Here is an 18896-nt window from a genome sequence, read left to right as displayed (position 1 = left end):
GGGCAGCCTTTTGGCTGCCCGGCGTCGTGTTGGCGAGTGCCGTATCGATCACTTGATCTCGATTTTGTCGATCGAGTCGTCGTTCCTCACCCTGTCGGTGATTTCCTGAAGACTCGAGGTGAGGGTGGCGACATCGGACTTGCCGTCGAGGAAGGAGTTCCAGACGACGAGCTGGTCGGCATTGGTGCCGTACAGGTCGACAAAGCCCCAGGTGAAGATGTTGTCGCCAGCGGCATCCAGCATCTCGGTCTGCGACACGAGCGCGGTCGATCCGAAACCGTCGGCGGGCACGAGTCCCTTGACGATGGTCGGAGCGAGCTTCGTCTTCGCAAAGTTCGTCGCGGCATCCTTCGACAGCATTGTCCGAAGGAGTTCCTTGCCGCCGGCCACGTTCTTGCCCTGCGACGGAACGATGAACGGCTCGCCCGCCGTTGAGTGCAGCGCCTCGACCGGCATTGCGGAACTCGCCGAGACCACCGGTGCAGGGAAGCCCTTCATGGCGAAGCCCTCCGCGGTGTTGTCCTTCATTTCGTTCTCGATCCAGGACCCTGACGGGTACAGGATCGCATCCATGTCGTTGCTCCACTGTGCCTGAGCGGCGGTGAACTGGGTACCGGCTCCACCGGGCTTCATGTAGCCGGCGGCGACGATGTCGTGCATCGCCGTGAAGACGCTCTGTACCGCCGGAAGTGACCAGCAGCCTTCCTCGAGGTTCTCGAGGGCGAGACGGACCTCGTCTCCACCTTCCTTGATCGCCGACTCGATGGCCATCGTCTGGTAGTAGGTTGCCGCTTCCTTGCCCCAGACGAAGAGGTACTTGCCCTGCTCCTTTGCCTTGGCACCGAGGTCCATCATCTCCGCCCAGGTGGTTGGAACAGCCCAGCCGTTCTCCTCGAACAGGCTCGACGAATACCACGTGCCGTAGACGGTGAGGACGTAGTTGAGGGCGGCGAGCTTGCCGTCGTACGTGCCGGGAGTGAGCACTCCCCCGTAGAGCGTGTCGCGGATCTTGTCGCCCTCGAGGTTCTCGGCGTCGATGACATCGGTGAGGTCCTCGAGCTGGTCGAGGATCGTGTTCATTCCGATCAGGCCTGAACCTGAATTGTCGACGAGGTCAGGCGGGTTGCCCGCGACGAAGCGAGGCTGGAGTTCCTGGGCGATCTGCGTGCTCGACGCGACCTTGGCTGTCGAGCCCTCGTGGTTCTTCTCGAGGATCTTGGCCGCGTACTCGACGTAGTCAACGCCGTAGCCGCCGTCGAAGATGACCGAGTCGATGGTGGAGTTGTCTGCCATGCCGAACGGGTTATTGGCCGAGACGGTTCCTGCCGCGCCGCCCGTGCCACCGGGTCCTCCCGTTGCGCAGGACATCAGCGATCCGCCGAGCGGGATCAGTACTGCAGCGGCAATAGCGCCCCTGAGCACATTGCGTCGGTCGATGACCACGTTATCTATATTCATCATTGTGATGTGCCTTCCAATTTTGCTGGGATTGCCGAACCGGGTTGGGGCCCCTGATCAGCGGGTGGGGGTTGGGGTTATGCGAGTCTGCGGATTTTTCCGCGGTACTTGTCTTCGAGTGCGCTGTTGTGAGCATCCCCTGCCGGGATATTCGCCGAGATGTACAGGGGCGGAACTTCGTCCCTCTCGGTAAACCGGCGGGAAACCTCGACGGTCAGCATCTGCGCGATGAATGCCGATGTGATCGAAGAGATGGCACCAACGCCGACACCGCCGGGAAGCTCAAGGGTGGTGTCACCGAAGGGTGCCAGGTTGTCGATGACGACGTCCGCGACGTCGCTGAGCCGCTTGCCGCTCGGATGCTTGGGCTCGACTGCGTTCGTGTGCTCGAGGCTCGTCACCGCGATGAGCTTGTGACCGCGTTCCTTCACGGCGAGCGCAAAGCCGACGATGGATCCGTTGACTCCCGAGTTCGACGCGATCAGGAACACGTCCTGCGGGTTGATGACCGACACCTCGATGAGCTCGTCGACCACAGCGGAGTCACGCTCGAGGGTCGATCCACCGAGGTCTCCGACATCCCTCCCTCCGTACAGCACGAGGTCCTGGAGTGAGATGCGATTGGTCGGGATGAGGCCGCCGGCACGGCCGGCGATTTCCATGGCGAATGCCTGCGAGTGGCCGGTGCCGAACGCCTGGAGCACCCCGCCGGCGTCGAGCGCATCGACGCAGAGGTCGACGGCAGCATCGAGTCCGCCGGATCCCGCGAGTTCCGCAAGCCGCTCCAGCCGGGTTGTCGCCTGGATGAGCAGCTGGTGAACAAGGTCCGTCATCGGCCCCCGCCTTTCGTTGTCGTGGTTCGGGCGTCGCGCCCGGCGGGACGGCGGTGTTCGGAGACCGCCATGGCGCTGGCCGCGAGCTTTGCCGCGGTTTCGGCCGAATTGTGCTGGGCGACGAGCAGATAGAGCAGGTCGAGCACAAAGAGTTGCGAGTGTTTCGCGGAGAGATCGTCTGGCTGCAGGAACTGTTCGGGCGCTGCGGTAACGACATTCACGTCGGCAACGGTGGCGAGCGGCGACCTGGAGTTGTTGCTCAGAGAGATCGTGAATGCGCCGGACGACTTCGCCTGGGACAACATCTGGATGGTTTCCTCGGTGCGACCGGTGTTCGAGATTCCGATCGCCACAGCCCCCTCGCCGAGAATCGCCGCGCTCGTGAGTCCGGCGTGAACCTCGGACCAGCAGTGGGCGTTGATGCCGATGCGATACAGGCGTCCCTGCATTTCGAGCGCCATGCCGGCGCTCCCGCCGATGCCGTAGATGTCGAGGTGCGGCGTCGTCGCGATCGCACCGGCGATCGCGGTGACGGCGGTGAGGTCCATCTGCCGCGCCGTGGTTTCGAGCGATCGGACGTGCGCGTTGAGGAGGGTACTCAGCACCTCGCCCGGGGTGTCCTCTGGAGCAAAGGCCCGGCCGATATCGGCGCGCCAGGACTCGGCGGCGTCGCCCCTGCCGCTGTCGCTCGCGACGCCGACCCGGAACTGCACGTAGCCGCTGAAACCGATTTGTCGGCAGAACCTGGTCACCGTCGCCGCTGACGTCCCCGCCCGCTCGGCGAGCTCGGTGATCGACAGCTCGAGCGGCAGAGTGGGCTGCTCGAGAAGAAGCTCGGCGATTTTCACCATAACGCTCGACATTTGTGGCAGGTTGGCCTGAATGCGAGTCGACATACGCAATGCCTCTCTGCCAGATGTCATCGTCGACATGAAAATCCGTTTCAGTGGATTGGAGCTTTGTTGAAAACTATTCTTACCAGCGAGGAAGAGCAATGTTGCAATCATCACGAAGTCGTAACGAATGATTAACGTTCTCGCAATAGACGCCGGTGGCACGTCCACGCGTGCCGTCCTGCTGAATGAAACGGGTCATTGCCACGGCTATGGATTCGCCGGAGGTGGCAACCCCGTGTCGTCCGGACCCGAGCGCGCCGCCGCGTCGATCACCGCGGCCGCGGAGGCGGCGAGTGACGCTGCCGGACGGCCGTCGAGCGATATCAGTCACGTCCTCATCGCGATGGCGGGTATGAGCGTTTCCGGGCCGATCGACTGGGTGACCACACCGCTCGCCGCCCGCGGGTTCCCTGCCACCGCTGGCGTGGCATCCGATCTCCTCGCCATCTACTTCTCCGGAACCTGGGAACCGGACGGCTATGCGATGGTTGCCGGCACCGGGTCAGCGGGAATCCGTGTGCGCGACGGCATCACCGAGGCGACCGCCGATGGACTGGGCTGGTTGCTCGGCGATGCGGGCTCCGGCTATTGGATCGGCCACCGGGTCGTCGGTGCCGCCGTCGCGAGCCTCGACGGGCGCGCCGAACCGACGGCGCTCGCGCCACTGGTCCTCGAGGCTGCCGGTATCGAGGAGTCGGGCGAGCGCGGACCGGACGGTCGGCCCTCATCGCTCCGCGCGCTGGCCGAGGCGCTGTACGGCCTGCGTCCCGTCGAACTGTCGCGGTTCGCCCCGCTTGCCTTCGCGGCGGGGTCGGATGCCACAGCGCGCGCGATACTGGACGACGCGATCGTCGCGCTCGCTCGGTTATTCGACGCGATTTCGGTTCCGGACCTCCCTGGGCCGCTTGTACTCGGCGGAAGCATCCTGACCTCTCAGCCGCTGGTGAGCGACGGCGTAGCCGACATCATCCGCAGGTCGGGGTTTCGTCCGGAGATCAGGACTGTCCCTGACGGCGTCGTCGGCGCCGCGGTACTCGGCCTGCGCTCAGCGGGTGTCGACGTGACCGCCGACGTGTTCGACCGGATCCGGTCGACGCTCAGCCACCTGCGCTGACCGGTATCCCGCTCCCGTCGACCTCTGCGGCAGACCCCGAGCGGGTACGCTCGACCCAACCGACGACGAAAGGCACCCAGATGCAGATCCGCTCGACCCCGTCCATCCGGCCCGGCCTGTGCTCGATCACACTGCGCGAGTCGAGTGTCGACGAGGTCATCGCCCTTGCGGCCGCTGCCGGGCTCGAGTCGATCGAGTGGGGCGGCGACGTGCACGTGCCGCCGGGCGACGTCGAGATCGCACGGGAGGTCGGCGAGCGCACCCGCGCTGCCGGCCTCGACGTGGCATCCCTCGGCTCCTACTATCGCTGCGATGAGGTTGGCGACTTTCCCTCAGTGCTCTCCTCGGCCGCGGCGCTCGGGGCCCCGCGCATTCGTGTCTGGGCCGGCGAGAAGGCGTCCGCGGATGCCTCCGCCGAAGACCGCGCGCTGGTCACCGCCCAGCTCGACTCCGCAGCGCTGCACGCATCCGAGTACGGCATCGAAGTCGCTCTGGAGTTCCACGACGGCACTCTGACGGACACCGCCGAATCTACGCTCGACCTGCTCTCCGGCATCACAGCGACAAACGTGTCGTGCTACTGGCAGCCACCGGTCGGCGCTGATGACGAGGCGGCTCTCGCCGAGCTGTCGCAACTGGCCCAGTGGGTGTCGACGGTTCACGTCTTCTCGTGGTCGCCCGAACGCGAACGGATGCCTTTGGACAGCCGGGAAGCGCTGTGGACGCGCGCCCTCGCCTTTGCGGGCACACTGCCCGGCGTCACCGATGCGCTCATCGAGTTCCTGCCGAACGACGATCCGGCGCTCCTGGCCGGTGAGGCCGCGACCCTCGCGTCCTGGCTTGCTTGAACTCTGTCGCTGCCCGCCGAGTCGCACGCCCGCTCGCCCGCTCGCCCGCTCGCCGAGAGCATCACTTCCGGTCGAGCGCATCAGTTCCGCGGGATGTTCTCGACCGCAACTGATGTTCTCGGTCTGTTCGGCCCCGGGAAACCGGGTTCAGCCCGCGACGGCGGCGAGCCGCGCGCCCGCCTCACGGAGCCAGAGCCGCGTGTCCGCCATCGCTGACTCCGCACTCCCGGCGAGCTCGGTGAGCGAAACGACAGCGTCGAAACCAATCGGGTCGGCGGTGACCGCGCCGGCGACGAGCATCGCCCGCGCCGATCCGACCCCGGCAAGAGAGCGGACGTACGACGGGACCTTTCCGGCATCCGACTGTCCGTCAAAACGTCCCTCACCGGTCACAACAATCGAGGCGGATGCCACGGCGTCCGCCGCGTGCACGACCTCACCGACCGCGTCGGCGCCGGCAGCAAGCGTTGCGCCCCAGGCCAGCAGCCCGAACCCGGTGCCGCCCGCGGCACCCGCGCCCGGCGTGGACGCGTCAGCGGGCAGGAGCGCCGCCAGCCGGGCGAGCCCGGCATCGAGCACGGCGACATCGGCGGCGGTCGCGCCCTTCTGCGGGCCGAAGACCGCCGCGGCGCCGCCCGCACCGAGAAGTGGGTGGGTCACGTCGCTGAGAATGATCGCCCCGCCGGTCGGCAGGGTGCGAAGCCCGGTGAGGTCGACCGCGTCGAGGCGTGCGAGCCCACGCCCGCCGTTCGCGATCGGGGTGCCGTCGCCGTCGAGGAAACGGCCACCGAGGGCGGTGAGCGCGCCGACGCCGCCGTCGGTCGACGAGCTGCCGCCGATCGCGAGGTAGACCCGCTCGACGCCAGCGTCGAGCGCGGCGGCGATGGCCTGGCCGAAGCCAAACGTGTGCGCGTCGAATGGCAGCAGCGGATCGAGCAGGGTGATGCCGCTCGTCTCGGCGAGCTCGACCACCGCCGAATTGTCGGGCAGCCGGATCCAGCTCGCGTCGACGCTGCGGCCGTCTGGGCCCTGCACCGTGACGGGCACGCGCACGGCTCCGGGGACGGCGACCTCGAACGCGTCGAGAGTTCCCTCGCCACCGTCGGCGAGCGGCATCCGCACCAGGACATCATCGGGGCGAACGGATGCCCACCCCTCGGCGAGCGCGTCGGTCACCTCGATTGCCGTTGCCGTGCCCTTAAACGAATCGGGCGCGATCACAACGGTGTGGGGTGTCATGGGTCCACTCTGCCAGAGCGGCGGCGGACGGCGTGGGCGTGGCGGCGGGGCCGCTCGTGACGGATCGTCGGGCCAGCTCCCGCGTCACGCCTGCCTTAGCAGGGCCGCGGTTGAGTTTCGGGAGGTAGATCGTGGGGCACATGCCGCTCTAGGCCCGCCGACCGCAGGTTCTCCTCCCGAAACGACGACACACCCCGTTCAGCACTCGCGGCGGACTCAACGCGAGAACGGCTGTCGCCAGTCGGCGGCGTCCGCCGGTCACGCTCCACCAACGGCAGGGTCGGCCTCCCCGCGACGCTCAGCTACACTTCGGGCGGCAAATCGTGGGGGTCGGGCCCGCACTGCGCGCAGACCCGCCGATTTTCCTCCCGAAATGACGGCTCACCAGGTTCAGCACTCGCGGCACGTTCAACGCAAGAAACGGATGCCGTCGGCTCAGCTGCATCCGCCCGACACACCCCGTCAACGCCCGGGCCGGCCACCCCGCAACGGCTCGGGTGCACTTCAGGCGGCAAATCGTGGGGGTCGGGCCCGCACTGCGCGTGGACCCGCCGGTTTTCCTCCCGAAACAACCGCTCACCAGGTTCAGCACTCGCGGCGGACTCAACGCGAGAACGGCTGTCGCCAGTCGGCGGCGTCCGCCGGTCACGCTCCACCAACGGCAGGGTCGGCCTCCCCGCGACGCTCAGCTACACTTCAGGCGGCAAATCGTGGGGGTCGGGCCCGCATTGCGCGTGGACCCGCCAGTTTTCCTCCCGAAACGACAGGCACACGCACCCAGCCCACCGAAGCGGCTAGCCGAGCCGCTGGTGCGTCGCGGCAGCACCGGGCGAGGCGACCACGCGCACAGGCGGCGGCGGGCCAGCCGACTCGCGCACGACGAGGGACGGCAGAATGCGCGGAAGGTCGGCAGCGTCCTCATCGCGGAGCACGGCCAGGAGTTCGGTCATGATGTCACGGCCGAGCCCGTCGAAGTCCTGCCGGATCGTGGTCAGCGGAGGAGCAAAGTGCTCAGCCTCAGGAATGTCGTCGAAGCCGATGACGCTCACGTCGGCGGGCACACTGAGGCCGGCCGAACTGAGGGCGTGGATCAGCCCGAGCGACATTTGGTCGTTGCCGACGAACACCGCTGTCATGTCGCGGTCGGCAGCGAGCGCGAGGCCGTGCCGGTACCCACTCGCCGGGGTCCAGTCGCCGACGAGGTGCTCGCGCGCCGGCAGGCCGGCGGCGGCGAGGGAGTCGCGCCAGCCGCGGAGGCGCTCGGTGGCATCGGTTGAATCGAGTGGTCCGGAAATGTGCCGAATCTCGCGGTGCCCGAGGCCGACCAGATGATCGACGGCCGCACGCGCGCCCGCGTACTGGTCGAGCGCGACAGAGTGAACGCCCGGCCTTCCGCCCGCGTCGACGGCGATGAACGGAACCCCCAGCTCGATGCTCAGGATGGCCTCGAGCGCGCCGGCGTGCGCCGCAATGAGCACGATCGCCTCGACATTCTGTCGCAGCAGCAGTTCGACGGCTGCGCGCAGCGAATCCGGGTCTGAGTCGAGCATGCTCGCCATGCTCACCGCGTACCTGGCATCCCGAGCCGCGTCGTTGAAGTGCAGCGCCGTCGACGACGGCCCGAAGTCCGGCCCGCCCGTCGTGATCAGGCCGATCGTGCGCGACCGCCGGGTCACCAGCGCGCGCGCCGCCTGCGACGGCGTGTACCGCAACTGCTTGATCGCCTTCTCGACGCGCTCCCGGGTCGCGGGCCGCACATTGGGCAGGTCATTGAGCACCCGGGACACGGTCTGGTGCGATACCCCGGCGAGGCGAGCGACGTCGAAGATATTGGCGACGCGCGCCTTCTCATCCTCGTTCGTCACCACGTGGGTCCGCTCCCGCCCGGCGACTCTCGCCCGTCCATTCGATTATCTCGTCACTCTGACCGCACTGTGAACATAAGCCACACCGGTCTCACTGTGTCCCCCGGCGGCATCCGTTCGCCCGTGTGCAACGGATCCCGGGTCATGTCCGTCTCGCGGTCAGCACCTTCTGAAGGAAGATGAACACGAGCAGGAGTGCCCCGATGAAGATGCTGGTCCACCAGGACGTGAGGTTGCCGTCGAAGGTGATCAGGGTCTGGATGGTGCCGAGCACCAGCACGCCGAGCACCGAGCCGAGAACGAACCCGTACCCGCCCGCGAGCAGGGTGCCGCCGATCACCACAGCGGCGATGGCGTCGAGTTCAGTTCCGATGGCTGTCAGCGCGTACCCCGACAGTGTGTAGAAGCTGTAGAGCACACCGGCGAGACCGGAGCAGAACCCGCTGATGACGTAGACGAGCACCTTGGTCCGTGCGACCGGAAGACCCATCAGAACACCGGATGCCTCGCTGCCGCCGATTGCGTAGACGGTTCGTCCCAGCCGCGAATAGTGCAGTACCACCACGGCAACGATGACGAGCCCGATCGCGAGGATCACGCTCGGGGTGATGCTGAGCCGTGGCGCGAGGGGAATCCGGGTCTGCGCCAGGGCGATGAACACGGGATCGGTGATCGAGATCGTCGTCTTGCTGATCACGTAGCAGAGGCCCCTCGCGAGGAACATCGCAGCGAGGGTCGCGATGAACGGCTGGATCTGGAAGTAGTGGATCATCAGGCCGACGGCGAGGCCGAGCAGGGAGGTGGCCACGAGGATCAGCGGGATGATCACCCCGGGCGGCCAGCCGGCCTGGAGCAGGCTCGCCGCGATCATGGTCGACATGGCGAGGACCGCCCCGACCGAGAGGTCGATGCCACCGGTGAGGATCACGAACGTCATCCCGACGGCGAGCACGATGAGGTACGCGTTGTCGATGAAGAGGTTGGCGATCACCTGCGGGTTCGTGAACCCGCGATACCGGGACGCACCGGCGATGAACATGCCGACGAGCAGCACGGCGGTGACGATGACCGGCCCGTACTTCGGGTTGGTCAGCCAGCCACGAACACGGCCGACTGCCGAGCTGATCGGAGAGCCATCGGTTACGACTGTTGCGGTCATGCCGTCACCGCCCTTCCGCGGCGGCGCGCGTTTCGGCGGCGCGCCGACTCAATCAGCTGGGTCGTCCGCGGCGACTGGAGCAGGCAGACCACGGTGACTACGGCGGCCTTGAACACCATGGTCACAATCGGCGGGATGCCCACCGTGTACACGGTGGTGACGAGGGTCTGGATGACGAGCGCACCGATCAGCGTGCCGAAGAGCGAATACCGCCCACCCGCGAGCGACGTGCCACCGATGACCACCGCGAGGATGGCATCCAGTTCGATGAAGAGCCCTGTGTTGTTGGCATCCGCCGCCGTTTGATTGCTCGTAAGGACGAGGCCGGCGATCGCGGCGCACACCGCGGTGAAGACATAGACGGTGATGAGCAGGCCCCTGGCGCGAACGCCGGCGAGGCGGGATGCCTCCGGGTTGATGCCGACGGCCTCGATCATGAGACCGAGCGCCGTTCGGCGGGTGATCACGAGCGCGAACACGAAGATGACAGCCGCGATGAGCACCGCGATCGGCAGGCCGAGGAAGAACCCTGAGCCGATCGCCTTGAACGGAGGGCTGTTGACCGTGAGGATCTGCCCCTCCGTGATGAGCATGGCGACCCCGCGCCCGGCCGTCATGAGAATCAGTGTTGCGATGATCGGCTGGATGCCGACAACCGCGACCAGGAATCCGTTCCACAGCCCGAGGACGAGGGAGATGAGGAGGGAGACGACCACCGCGACCGCGACGGTGCCCGGGTTGCCGGGATCGGACGAGCCCAGGATGATCGAGCAGGCCACGGCGCCCGAGATCGCGCAGACGGCGCCGACGGAGAGGTCGATACCGCGGGTGGCGATGACGAGGGTCATGCCGACGGCGATCATCAGCGTCGGCGAGCCGTTGCGCAGGATGTCGATGAGGCTGCCGAAGAGGTGACCGTCGCGGACCTGCACCGAGAAGAACCCGGGGAACGCGATGAGGTTGATGCCGAGGAGCACGATGAGCATGACCACGGGCCAGAACAGCCGGTTCGCCATGAGCGTGTTGAGGTTCATGCGACGACCTCCGTTGCGAGCCCGTCGGCAATGATGGCGAGCAGGGTGTCTGTGGTGAGGCCGTCGTTCTCGATGTCGGCCACGAGCCTGCGGTCGCGCATGACGGCGATGCGATGACTCAGCCGAAGCACCTCGTCGAGCTCTGCCGAGATGTAGATCACGCTCATGCCGTTCTCGGCGAGGTTGGACACCAGCTTCTGGATCTCGGCCTTGGCGCCGACGTCGATACCGCGGGTCGGCTCATCGAGGATGAGAAGCCTGGGCGCTATCGCCAGCCAGCGGGCGAGGAGCACCTTCTGCTGGTTGCCGCCCGAGAGATTTTTGAGGAGCGCATCCGGGTTCGCCGGTCGGATGTTGAGCGCCGAGATGTAGCTCTCGGCGAGTTCGTCCTGCCTTTTCTTCGGGATCGGCCGGAACCAGCCGCGGTCGGCCTGCAACGCGAGGGCTATGTTGTCGCGAACCGTGAGTTCGTCGACGATTCCCTCTTCGCGACGGTTCTCACTCGAGTAGATGATCCGTTCGTGAATGGACTGGCGCGGGGTACGGATGCGACGCAGCTTGCCCTCGATCTCGAGCGCACCGGCATCCGGCCGATCAACTCCGGAGAGAATCCGCGCCAGCTCGGTGCGGCCGGAACCGAGCAAACCGGCGAGGCCAACGACCTCGCCCTCATAGACGTCGAGGTCGGTCGGCAGGACCGAGCCCTTGCGGCCGAGTCCGACGGCGCGCACGTACGGGGTGAGTTCGACGTCGTCGATGCTCTGCTGCCTGGTCTTGCGTTCGAGATCCTCGAGCACGGTGAGTTCCTTGCCGATCATCTTCTGCACGAGCTCGATGCGCAGGATCTCCTCGGTCAGGTACTCGCCGACGAGTTTGCCGTTGCGCAGAACGGTCAACCGGTCGGAGATTTCATACACCTGGTCGAGGAAGTGCGAGACGAAGAGGATGGCGACGCCGTCGTCTTTAAGATCGCGGATGATTCGGAAGAGTTCCTGCACTTCGTCGGCGTCGAGGCTCGAGGTCGGCTCGTCGAGGATGAGGACCCGCGCGTTGATGTCGGTCGCGCGCGCGATGGCGACGAGTTGCTGCACGGCGAGTGAGTGGGAGCCGAGCCGTGAGTTGGGATCGATGCTGAGGTGGAGTTTCGCCAGAAGCTCGGCGGCGCGCGCCCTGGTCGCTCGCCAGTCGATGAACCCGAATTGCCGTGGTTCCCGGCCGAGCATGATGTTCTCGGCGACGGTGAGGTTGGTCAGGAGGTTGACCTCCTGATAGACGGTTGAGATTCCCGCGGCCTGGGCCTCCGCGGTGGTGGAGAAGGACACCTCCGTGCCGGCGAGCGTAATCACGCCGCTGTCGATGCGATAGACGCCGGTCAGCGCCTTGATCAGAGTTGACTTTCCCGCCCCGTTCTCGCCGAGGAGCGAGTGCACCTCGCCGGGAAACATCCGGAAACTGACGCCGTCGAGGGCCTTCACCCCGGGGAATTCGATGGAGATGTTCTCCATGCTGACGGCTGGTTGCTGTTCGGTCATGACCCTGCTCTCTGCGCTGAGGAAAGATGTGTCGGGCGTTCCGGGTCCGGATTCATCGGACCCGGAACGCCCGAGGTGGGTGTGCCTAGTACTTCCTGTCGGGCAGCGCTTCGATCGCCTGCTCCTGGGTGAAGGTCGTTTCCTCGGTGATGATCCGCTTCTCAACGTCTTCTCCCGCGACGACCTTTTCCACAATCTCCACGAGCTGGCTGCCCAGGAGCGGCGAGCACTCGACGATGAAGTTGATCTTGCCGTCGGCGAGGGCCTGCATGCCGTCCTTCACGGCATCCACCGTGATGATCTTGATGTCGGTGCCCGGCACGAGTCCGGCCGCTTCGATCGCTTCGATCGCGCCGAGACCCATGTCGTCGTTGTGTGCGTAGATCACGTCAACGTCGGGATTCGACTTGAGCAGCGCCTCGGTGACCTGCTTGCCGCCGGCGCGAGTGAAGTCGCCGGTCTGGGACGCGACCACCTGGAACTTGTCGTCAGCGGCGATGACATCGGCGAAGCCCTCGGCCCGGTCCAGGGCGGGGGCTGCTCCCGTCGTTCCCTCGAGCTGGATGATGTTCACCGGCTCTGTCGACGAGGAGTACTCCTCGACGAGCCATTCCCCGGCCTTCTTGCCTTCCTCGATGAAGTCGGAGCCGAGGAAGCTCACGTAGAGCGAGTCGTCCTCGCTATCGACGGCGCGGTCGGTGAGGACAACGGGAATCTCGGCGTCCTTTGCTTCCTTGAGCACGGCATCCCACCCCGATTCGATGACCGGCGAGAACGCTATGACATCGACGCCCTGCTGGATGTAGGAGCGGATCGCCTGAATCTGGTTCTCCTGCTTTTGCTGGGCGTCGGAGAACTTGAGCTCGATGCCGGCGTCCTTGAACGCCGCCTGGATGTCTTTGGTATTCGCGGTACGCCATCCGCTCTCGGCGCCGACCTGGGCAAATCCGACGATGATCTCGCTCGGGTCCTTGGGCCCGTCTGCCGAGCCTCCGCCCGACTGTGCACACCCGGTGAGCGCGAGGAGCAGGGCTCCAGCAGCTGCAATCGGCGCAAGTATCTTCTTCACAACCAAACCTCCTTGTTCGGCCGGCGCGACGTGGTCCGATGCTGTGTCAGCTGCCGGTTGACCAGTCCGTTCTGGTCATGGCTGTGATGTTAGCGCTCACAATTACGCGAGCACAACGCTTCAATCAAAGTCCGTTACCAAATTGTGAGCGATCACAGTGGGCATCTCAATGAGCGGATGCCGTTCGGCTGGCGGCATCCGCTGCGGAGACGTCGGGCACGACCGGCACCGCGGCGTCGGGCGGTAAATCGCGGGGGCCATGCCCGTAGACCCCGTCGACCCTGCGAATTTCCTCCCGAAGCAACGCCGCAGCCCGGGTGTCGAGCACCGGCGAGCACGACGTGCACCGGCACCGCGCGTTAACGCGCGAAGCGGATGCCGCCGGCTGGCAGCATCCGCTTCGTGGGTCGCGAGTTGACCCGGGCACCGAGAACACCACTTCCGGTCGAGAACATCAGTTGCGCGGGATGTTCTCGACCGGAGGTGATGGTCTCGGCGGGGTGGGCGCCCTAGAACCCCTGCGCGAGCCTGTAGTACGCGTTGTTCCAGCGCACCTCGCGCGAGAACCCGTCGAGTGTTGTGTCGTTGTCGATGACGAGCAGCTCGGTGCCGGCGATCTCCGCGAAGTCACGGAATACGTCGACGCCGACAGCGGTCGACATCACCGTGTGGTGGGCCGCACCAGCGGTGAGCCACGCGGTCGCCGACACAGCAAACGACGGCTGCGGCTTCCACACGGCACGACCGACCGGCAGCTTCGGCAGCGCTTCAGCCGGCTCGATCACGTCGACGACGTTGGCCACGAGCCTGAACCTGTCGCGCATGTCGCTCATCGCGACGACGACGGCCGGACCAGGATCAGCGGTGAAGACAAGCCTGACCGGGTCTTCCCTGTCGCCGATTCCGAGCTCGTGGATCTCGAGCGTCGGCTTCGCCGTCGTGAGACCAGGGCTGACCTCGAGCATGTGGGCGCCGAGGATCTGCTCCTCCCCCGGCACCAGGTGGTACGTGTAGTCCTCCATCAGCGAGGCACCGCCGGGCAGGCCAGCTCCCATAACGGATGCCGCGCGCACGAGAACGGCGGTCTTCCAGTCGCCCTCTGCGCCGAAGCCGTAGCCCTCGGCCATGAGCCGCTGCACGGCGAGGCCCGGCAGCTGCTTGAGCGCACCGAGGTCTTCGAACGACGTGGTGAACGCGCCGAAGCCGCCCTCCTCGAGGAACGACCGGAGTCCGATCTCGATCGCGGCACCGTCACGGAGCGAGGAATGACGGTCGCCACCCTTCCGCAGTTCGGGAACGACGTCGTAGAGCTCTTCATATTCAGCAACGAGCGCGTCGATGTCGCTCTCCGACGCCGCGGCAACGGCATCCGCCAGCTCGTTGACGCCCCAGGTGTTGACCTGGACGCCGAACTTGAGCTCAGCCTCGGTCTTGTCGCCCTCGGTGACGGCGACGTAACGCATGTTGTCACCGAAGCGGGCGAGCTTGAGCTCGTGGGTCGCTGCCCAGCCCGCTGCCGCGCGCATCCAGGTGCCGACCTGTGCGGTGACGGCCGGGTTCGAGACGTGTCCGACGACGGTCTTGCGTGAGACGCCGAGTCGGGTCTGGATGTAGCCGAACTCCCGGTCGCCGTGGGCTGCCTGGTTGAGGTTCATGAAGTCCATGTCGATGCTGTCCCACGGCAGCGCAACATTGGCCTGCGTGTGCAGGTGCAGCAGCGGCTTCTGCAGGGCGTCGAGACCCGCGATCCACATCTTGGCCGGCGAGAACGTGTGCATCCACGCGATGAGGCCGATGACGCGATCGTCGGAGTTGGCGTCCAGCATCGCCCGCCGGATCGACGCGGAGTCCTTGAGCACCGGCTTCCAGACGACCTTGACGGGAACATCGGATGCCGCGCCAAGCGTTCGCGCGATCTCCTGCGACTGCTCAGCGACCTGCTGAAGCGTTTCTTCGCCGTACAGGTTCTGGCTTCCGGTGAGGAACCAGACCTCGTAGGCGTCGAGCGAGGTGGTCAGCTTAGGCATGTGTGTCTCCTTGGGAGTCGGCGAGAGCGCCCTGCGGCGCCTGGCCGTAGACGTTCTGGTAGCGGTCGAACAGGGAATCGATGGCGGGCTGCGGGATCGGAACCGGCTCACCGAGCTGGCGGGAGATGTGCACGGTGCGGGCGACGTCTTCAACCATGACGGCGGCCTTGACGGCATCCTTCGCGTCCTTGCCGATGGTGAATGGACCGTGGTTGGCCATCAGGACGGCGCGGCTGCGGTGGCCGGTCAGCGTCTCGACGATGCCACGGCCGATCGAGTCGTCGCCGATGATGGCAAACGGCCCGACCGGGATCTCGGCGCCGAACTCGTCGGCCATCGCGGTGATGACACACGGGATCGGTTCGTTGCGCGCGGCCCAGGCCACCGCGTAGGTGGAGTGGGTGTGCACGACGCCCCCGACCTCCGGCATATTCCGGTACACGTATGCGTGTGCCGCTGTGTCGCTCGAGGGCGACCGATCGGAACCCGGAGTGCCCGGAAGCACGTTCCCGTCGAGGTCGCAGAGGATCATGTTCTCGGGCGCGAGGTCGTCATAGCTGACACCGGACGGCTTGATCACGAAGAGATCGGCGCCTGGGACGCGGCCCGAGACGTTTCCGCCCGTCCAGACGACGAGGCCATACCGCACGAGTTCTCCGTGGAGTTTCGCGACATCGGCACGGACCCGCGCGATGGCGACCTCAACCTCGGGGGAATATCCGCTCACGCGAGAGCCTCTCTCTTCAGCTGACGCAACCGGTGCATCACGTCGTTGCCGCCTCGACCAAAGTAGTCATGCAGTTCGCGGTATTCGGCGAACAGCCTGTCGTAGGCCTGGGCCGCCTTCTCGTCCGGGGTGAACACGTTCTTATTGACCTTGCCCATGACCTGGCCGGCCGCCTGCACATCCGGGTACGCGCCGGCTGCGACAGCGGCGTGAATGGCGGAGCCGAGCGCAGGACCCTGGTCGCTCGCGATGGTGGAGATCGGCATCCGCAGGACGTTGGAGTATGTCTGCATGAGGAACGGGTTCTTCTGCAGGCCGCCCGCGACGATGAACTCCGTCACGGGCACGCCGGACGCGTTGAAGGTCTCGACGATCACCCGGGTACCGAAGGCCGTGGCCTCGAACAGTGCCCGGTAGATTTCCTCGGTGCGGGTGGTCAGCGTGGTGCCGAGCACGACCCCGGAGAGTTCGTGGTCGACGAGCACCGACCGGTTGCCCGACTGCCAGTCGAGCGCGACGAGACCGTGGGCGCCGACCGGCTGGTCCTCGATGAGGCTCGTCAGGTACTGGTGGATGCTGACGTCGGCTTCCTCCGCCGCTTCGTAGTAGGCGCTGGGAACCTGGTTCTTGACGTACCAGGCGAAGATGTCGCCAACGCCGGACTGCCCGGCTTCGTACCCGTAGAGACCGGCGACGATACCGCCGTCGACGACGCCGCACATGCCAGGCACCTCGACGAGCTTGTCGCTGTTCATCACGTGGCAGGTCGACGTCCCCATAATGGCGACCATCTGGCCGGGGAGCACTCCGCGCGCTGCGGGGGCTGCGACGTGTGCGTCGACATTGCCGACGGCGACGGCGATGCCCTCAGGCAACCCCGTCCAGGCGGCTGCTTCCGCGGAAAGCCGGCCAGCGGCATCCCCCAGCTGACCGATCCGGTGCTCGAGCTTCGACTCGACGAAGTCGGCGAAATCAGGGTTGAGAGCGGCGAGGTAGTCGCGGCTCGGGTATTCGCCGTCCTGGTAGATGCCTTTATAGCCAGCCGTGCATGCGTTGCGCACGTACTCACCGGTCAGCTGCCAGATGATCCAGTCGGCTGCCTCGACCCAGTGGTCCATGCGGTCATACAGTTCGGGGTCTTCCTCGAGCAGCTGCAGGCCCTTTGCGAACTCCCACTCGCTCGAGATGAGGCCGCCGTAACGGGGCAGCCAGCTTTCCCCGCGGGATGCCGCGAGCTCGGTGATGCGGTCGGCCTGCGCCTGTGCGGCGTGGTGCTTCCACAGCTTCACATAGGCGTGCGGGCGGTCCGCGAACTCCGGCAGCTCGTTGAGCGGTGTGCCGTCTGCGAGTGTAGGAACCATCGTGCACGCGGTGAAGTCAGTGCCGATGCCGATGACGTCCGCCGGGTCGATCCCGGCGATCTTCACCGCCTCAGGAACCGCTGATTTGAGCACGTCGACATAGTCCTGCGGCACCTGCAGCGCCCAGTCCGGCGGCAGTCGCCTGCCGGTCGCGGCGAGCGTCGTGTCCATCACGGCGTGCGGATAGTCGAGCACCGCACTGCCCAGTTCGGCGCCATCGGAAACGCGCACGACGACCGCGCGGCCGGACAGGGTGCCGTAGTCGACCCCGATCACGTAGCGCTCGGCGGCCTGGTTCTCTGCTCGATCGGTCACCGTCTCGACTCCTTCGTCTGGATTCCGCCCGGTTTCGGGCTCTTGCTGCACTGCCACGTTCTTCTCGATTCTAACGTTGTATATCGGTACGGATGCTGAGGGCCGCGAGGCCGCGAAGCGTCACGTCCCTGCCGGAAAGTTCCGTCGTGAGGTGGGTGCCGTGCTGCGCGAGGATGCGGTTGCTCAGCCCGAGAAGCTGAGTGGGGTCTGCCGCCTCGACGAGCACCGCGGTGCCAGCCGCGGCGATCGCTTCGATGAGCGAACGCCGCTCGTCGCGCTCGGTCGGGCCGAGTCCGGAGAACGGCTCGGTGATCAGTGCCACCCGCGGTGGCGCCGCCGCCCACCCCGCCAGGACCTCGTTCATGTCGCTCGTCGACGGCCGGGACCTGGCGCCGGGAAGCGCCTCGAGCAGCATCGACGGTGCCCGTCGCGGGACATAGGTGCGCCGCGGGTCGATCAACCCGGTCCGGGCCAGTCGGGCGAGCGATTCCCCTGACACGCTCGTCGGCATCCCGCCGATGAGGCCGATGTCATAGGCCGGCGGGTGTTCCGAAATGAACAGCACCCGCGCCGCTATGGCTTTCGCCACGGTCGTCAGGTCGACCGGCTGACCGTCGAGCCGGATCGTGCCGGTCACCGACCCGCCCGACGACGCACCGAACACCCCGAGCACCAGCGACTCCGCCCCGGCGAGGCCAACAATTTCACCGGCGCGGACGGTGAGATTCGCGCCTTCGACGACCGCGCGCCGGCGCTGGATCGGATGGGTGACGCTGACCGACTCGAGCTCGAGTACAACCGGCCCGAAGACCCGCTCCACCGGTGCCGGCTCATCGACGTCCCCGGCCAGAAGGTCGAGCAGCGTGGTGCTCTCCTGGGGCCTCGCGACACCGGCGACCGCCCCTTCCCTCATCACCAGAACGGCATCGATGGGCGCGGGAACGAGCCGCAGGTCAGCCAGCGACTGAACGGCGACCAGGATCGGTGTCGCCGCAGAGGCCCTGGCGACGGCGGCATACCAGCGAACGGCCTCATCGGCATCGAACAGCGTCCACCGATCGTCGACCAGAATGACGCCGGTACGCCTCGCCAGTGCCCTGGCGAGTTCAACGACCCGCTGGTCGACGGCGTCGAGATCGAGTATCGACGTGGCGGGCGCGACGTCAAGGCCGACAACCTCGAGGAGTTCGCGCGCGCGGCGCTCGAGTACCCGCCGCCGAGTAAAGAAACCGCTCGCCGACTCCGATCCGAGCAGGACATTGTCGCCGACGGTGGAGAACGGGATGGTGAGCGATTCAGCGCCGATCAGCGGGATCCCGTGAGCCTCGGGCACACCACCGAGCACGGCGACGAGCCGTGCTCCGTCCGGCAACAAACCGACCAGGTGCATCTGGTTCTCCTGAAATGCGGCAGGGGTCG

The 18896-nt window shown here is 66.4% G+C and carries 15 protein-coding genes; 2 read left to right on the top strand and 13 right to left on the bottom strand.

What is annotated here, in order from left to right; all coding sequences use genetic code 11:
- Positions 1-48 precede the first annotated feature (48 nt).
- From ngcE to AC1X6S_RS08320, 3 genes are all read right to left on the bottom strand, one after another.
- Positions 49-1458, bottom strand: coding sequence for an N-acetylglucosamine/diacetylchitobiose ABC transporter substrate-binding protein (gene ngcE / locus AC1X6S_RS08330; protein WP_483405886.1), 1410 nt, complete (start codon positions 1456-1458; stop codon positions 49-51).
- A gap of 77 nt (positions 1459-1535) precedes the next feature.
- Entirely contained in the window at positions 1536-2291 is a 756-nt protein-coding gene (locus tag AC1X6S_RS08325; RefSeq protein WP_483405288.1) for a sugar isomerase domain-containing protein, read from the bottom strand.
- Positions 2288-3187, bottom strand: coding sequence for a MurR/RpiR family transcriptional regulator (locus AC1X6S_RS08320; RefSeq protein ID WP_483405287.1), 900 nt, complete (start codon positions 3185-3187; stop codon positions 2288-2290). Before AC1X6S_RS08320 ends, AC1X6S_RS08325 begins: the two co-directional genes overlap by 4 nt.
- Positions 3188-3314: 127 nt before the next feature.
- Between AC1X6S_RS08320 and AC1X6S_RS08315 the strand changes: the two genes are divergently transcribed.
- Positions 3315-4301, top strand: a complete 987-nt coding sequence (locus AC1X6S_RS08315) for an N-acetylglucosamine kinase (protein WP_483405286.1) — start codon at positions 3315-3317, stop codon at positions 4299-4301.
- Positions 4302-4381: 80 nt separating this feature from the next.
- On the top strand, positions 4382-5149 hold the full coding sequence (locus AC1X6S_RS08310; protein ID WP_483405285.1) for a sugar phosphate isomerase/epimerase family protein: 768 nt from the start codon (positions 4382-4384) through the stop codon (positions 5147-5149).
- A gap of 147 nt (positions 5150-5296) precedes the next feature.
- Here AC1X6S_RS08310 and AC1X6S_RS08305 read toward each other — a convergent pair whose 3' ends face one another.
- From AC1X6S_RS08305 to AC1X6S_RS08260, 10 genes are all read right to left on the bottom strand, one after another.
- A complete protein-coding gene (locus AC1X6S_RS08305) occupies positions 5297-6388 on the bottom strand; it encodes a glycerate kinase (protein WP_483405284.1) in 1092 nt (363 codons plus the stop codon).
- 794 nt (positions 6389-7182) lie between these two features.
- A complete protein-coding gene (locus tag AC1X6S_RS08300; RefSeq protein WP_483405283.1) occupies positions 7183-8256 on the bottom strand; it encodes a LacI family DNA-binding transcriptional regulator in 1074 nt (357 codons plus the stop codon).
- A gap of 139 nt (positions 8257-8395) precedes the next feature.
- Entirely contained in the window at positions 8396-9412 is a 1017-nt protein-coding gene (yjfF, locus tag AC1X6S_RS08295) for a galactofuranose ABC transporter, permease protein YjfF (protein WP_483405282.1), read from the bottom strand.
- Positions 9409-10446 carry an ABC transporter permease gene (locus tag AC1X6S_RS08290; RefSeq protein ID WP_483405281.1) on the bottom strand — a complete coding sequence of 346 codons (1038 nt, stop codon included), beginning with the start codon at positions 10444-10446 and terminating at the stop codon, positions 9409-9411. Before AC1X6S_RS08290 ends, yjfF begins: the two co-directional genes overlap by 4 nt.
- The gene (locus AC1X6S_RS08285) at positions 10443-11978 is read right to left on the bottom strand and encodes a sugar ABC transporter ATP-binding protein (protein ID WP_483405280.1); all 1536 of its coding nucleotides are present in this window, start codon (positions 11976-11978) and stop codon (positions 10443-10445) included. The genes AC1X6S_RS08290 and AC1X6S_RS08285 overlap by 4 nt, the downstream gene beginning before the upstream one ends.
- A gap of 85 nt (positions 11979-12063) precedes the next feature.
- On the bottom strand, positions 12064-13047 hold the full coding sequence (locus AC1X6S_RS08280) for an ABC transporter substrate-binding protein (RefSeq protein ID WP_483405279.1): 984 nt from the start codon (positions 13045-13047) through the stop codon (positions 12064-12066).
- Between the two features lie 509 nt (positions 13048-13556).
- Positions 13557-15074 carry an L-arabinose isomerase gene (gene araA / locus AC1X6S_RS08275; RefSeq protein ID WP_483405278.1) on the bottom strand — a complete coding sequence of 506 codons (1518 nt, stop codon included), beginning with the start codon at positions 15072-15074 and terminating at the stop codon, positions 13557-13559.
- On the bottom strand, positions 15067-15801 hold the full coding sequence (locus tag AC1X6S_RS08270) for an L-ribulose-5-phosphate 4-epimerase (protein WP_483405277.1): 735 nt from the start codon (positions 15799-15801) through the stop codon (positions 15067-15069). The genes araA and AC1X6S_RS08270 overlap by 8 nt, the downstream gene beginning before the upstream one ends.
- Positions 15798-17477, bottom strand: a complete 1680-nt coding sequence (gene araB / locus AC1X6S_RS08265; RefSeq protein WP_483405276.1) for a ribulokinase — start codon at positions 17475-17477, stop codon at positions 15798-15800. The genes AC1X6S_RS08270 and araB overlap by 4 nt, the downstream gene beginning before the upstream one ends.
- A 70-nt stretch (positions 17478-17547) precedes the next feature.
- Positions 17548-18867 carry a hypothetical protein gene (locus AC1X6S_RS08260; protein ID WP_483405275.1) on the bottom strand — a complete coding sequence of 440 codons (1320 nt, stop codon included), beginning with the start codon at positions 18865-18867 and terminating at the stop codon, positions 17548-17550.
- Between the last annotated feature and the right edge of the window lie 29 nt (positions 18868-18896).

The organism is Mycetocola sp. Y442 (genome assembly GCF_056898615.1).
The sequence above is the reverse complement of the archived record's forward strand: the minus strand, read 5'-3'. Positions and strand labels throughout refer to the sequence as shown.

Coding starts and splice junctions, on each gene's coding strand:
- ngcE (WP_483405886.1), bottom strand. CDS start 1,458: ATGAATATAGATAACGTGGTCATCGACCGACGCAATGTGCTCAGGGGC.
- AC1X6S_RS08325 (WP_483405288.1), bottom strand. CDS start 2,291: ATGACGGACCTTGTTCACCAGCTGCTCATCCAGGCGACAACCCGGCTG.
- AC1X6S_RS08320 (WP_483405287.1), bottom strand. CDS start 3,187: ATGTCGACTCGCATTCAGGCCAACCTGCCACAAATGTCGAGCGTTATG.
- AC1X6S_RS08315 (WP_483405286.1), top strand. CDS start 3,315: ATGATTAACGTTCTCGCAATAGACGCCGGTGGCACGTCCACGCGTGCC.
- AC1X6S_RS08310 (WP_483405285.1), top strand. CDS start 4,382: ATGCAGATCCGCTCGACCCCGTCCATCCGGCCCGGCCTGTGCTCGATC.
- AC1X6S_RS08305 (WP_483405284.1), bottom strand. CDS start 6,388: ATGACACCCCACACCGTTGTGATCGCGCCCGATTCGTTTAAGGGCACG.
- yjfF (WP_483405282.1), bottom strand. CDS start 9,412: ATGACCGCAACAGTCGTAACCGATGGCTCTCCGATCAGCTCGGCAGTC.
- AC1X6S_RS08290 (WP_483405281.1), bottom strand. CDS start 10,446: ATGAACCTCAACACGCTCATGGCGAACCGGCTGTTCTGGCCCGTGGTC.
- AC1X6S_RS08285 (WP_483405280.1), bottom strand. CDS start 11,978: ATGACCGAACAGCAACCAGCCGTCAGCATGGAGAACATCTCCATCGAA.
- araA (WP_483405278.1), bottom strand. CDS start 15,074: ATGCCTAAGCTGACCACCTCGCTCGACGCCTACGAGGTCTGGTTCCTC.
- AC1X6S_RS08260 (WP_483405275.1), bottom strand. CDS start 18,867: ATGCACCTGGTCGGTTTGTTGCCGGACGGAGCACGGCTCGTCGCCGTG.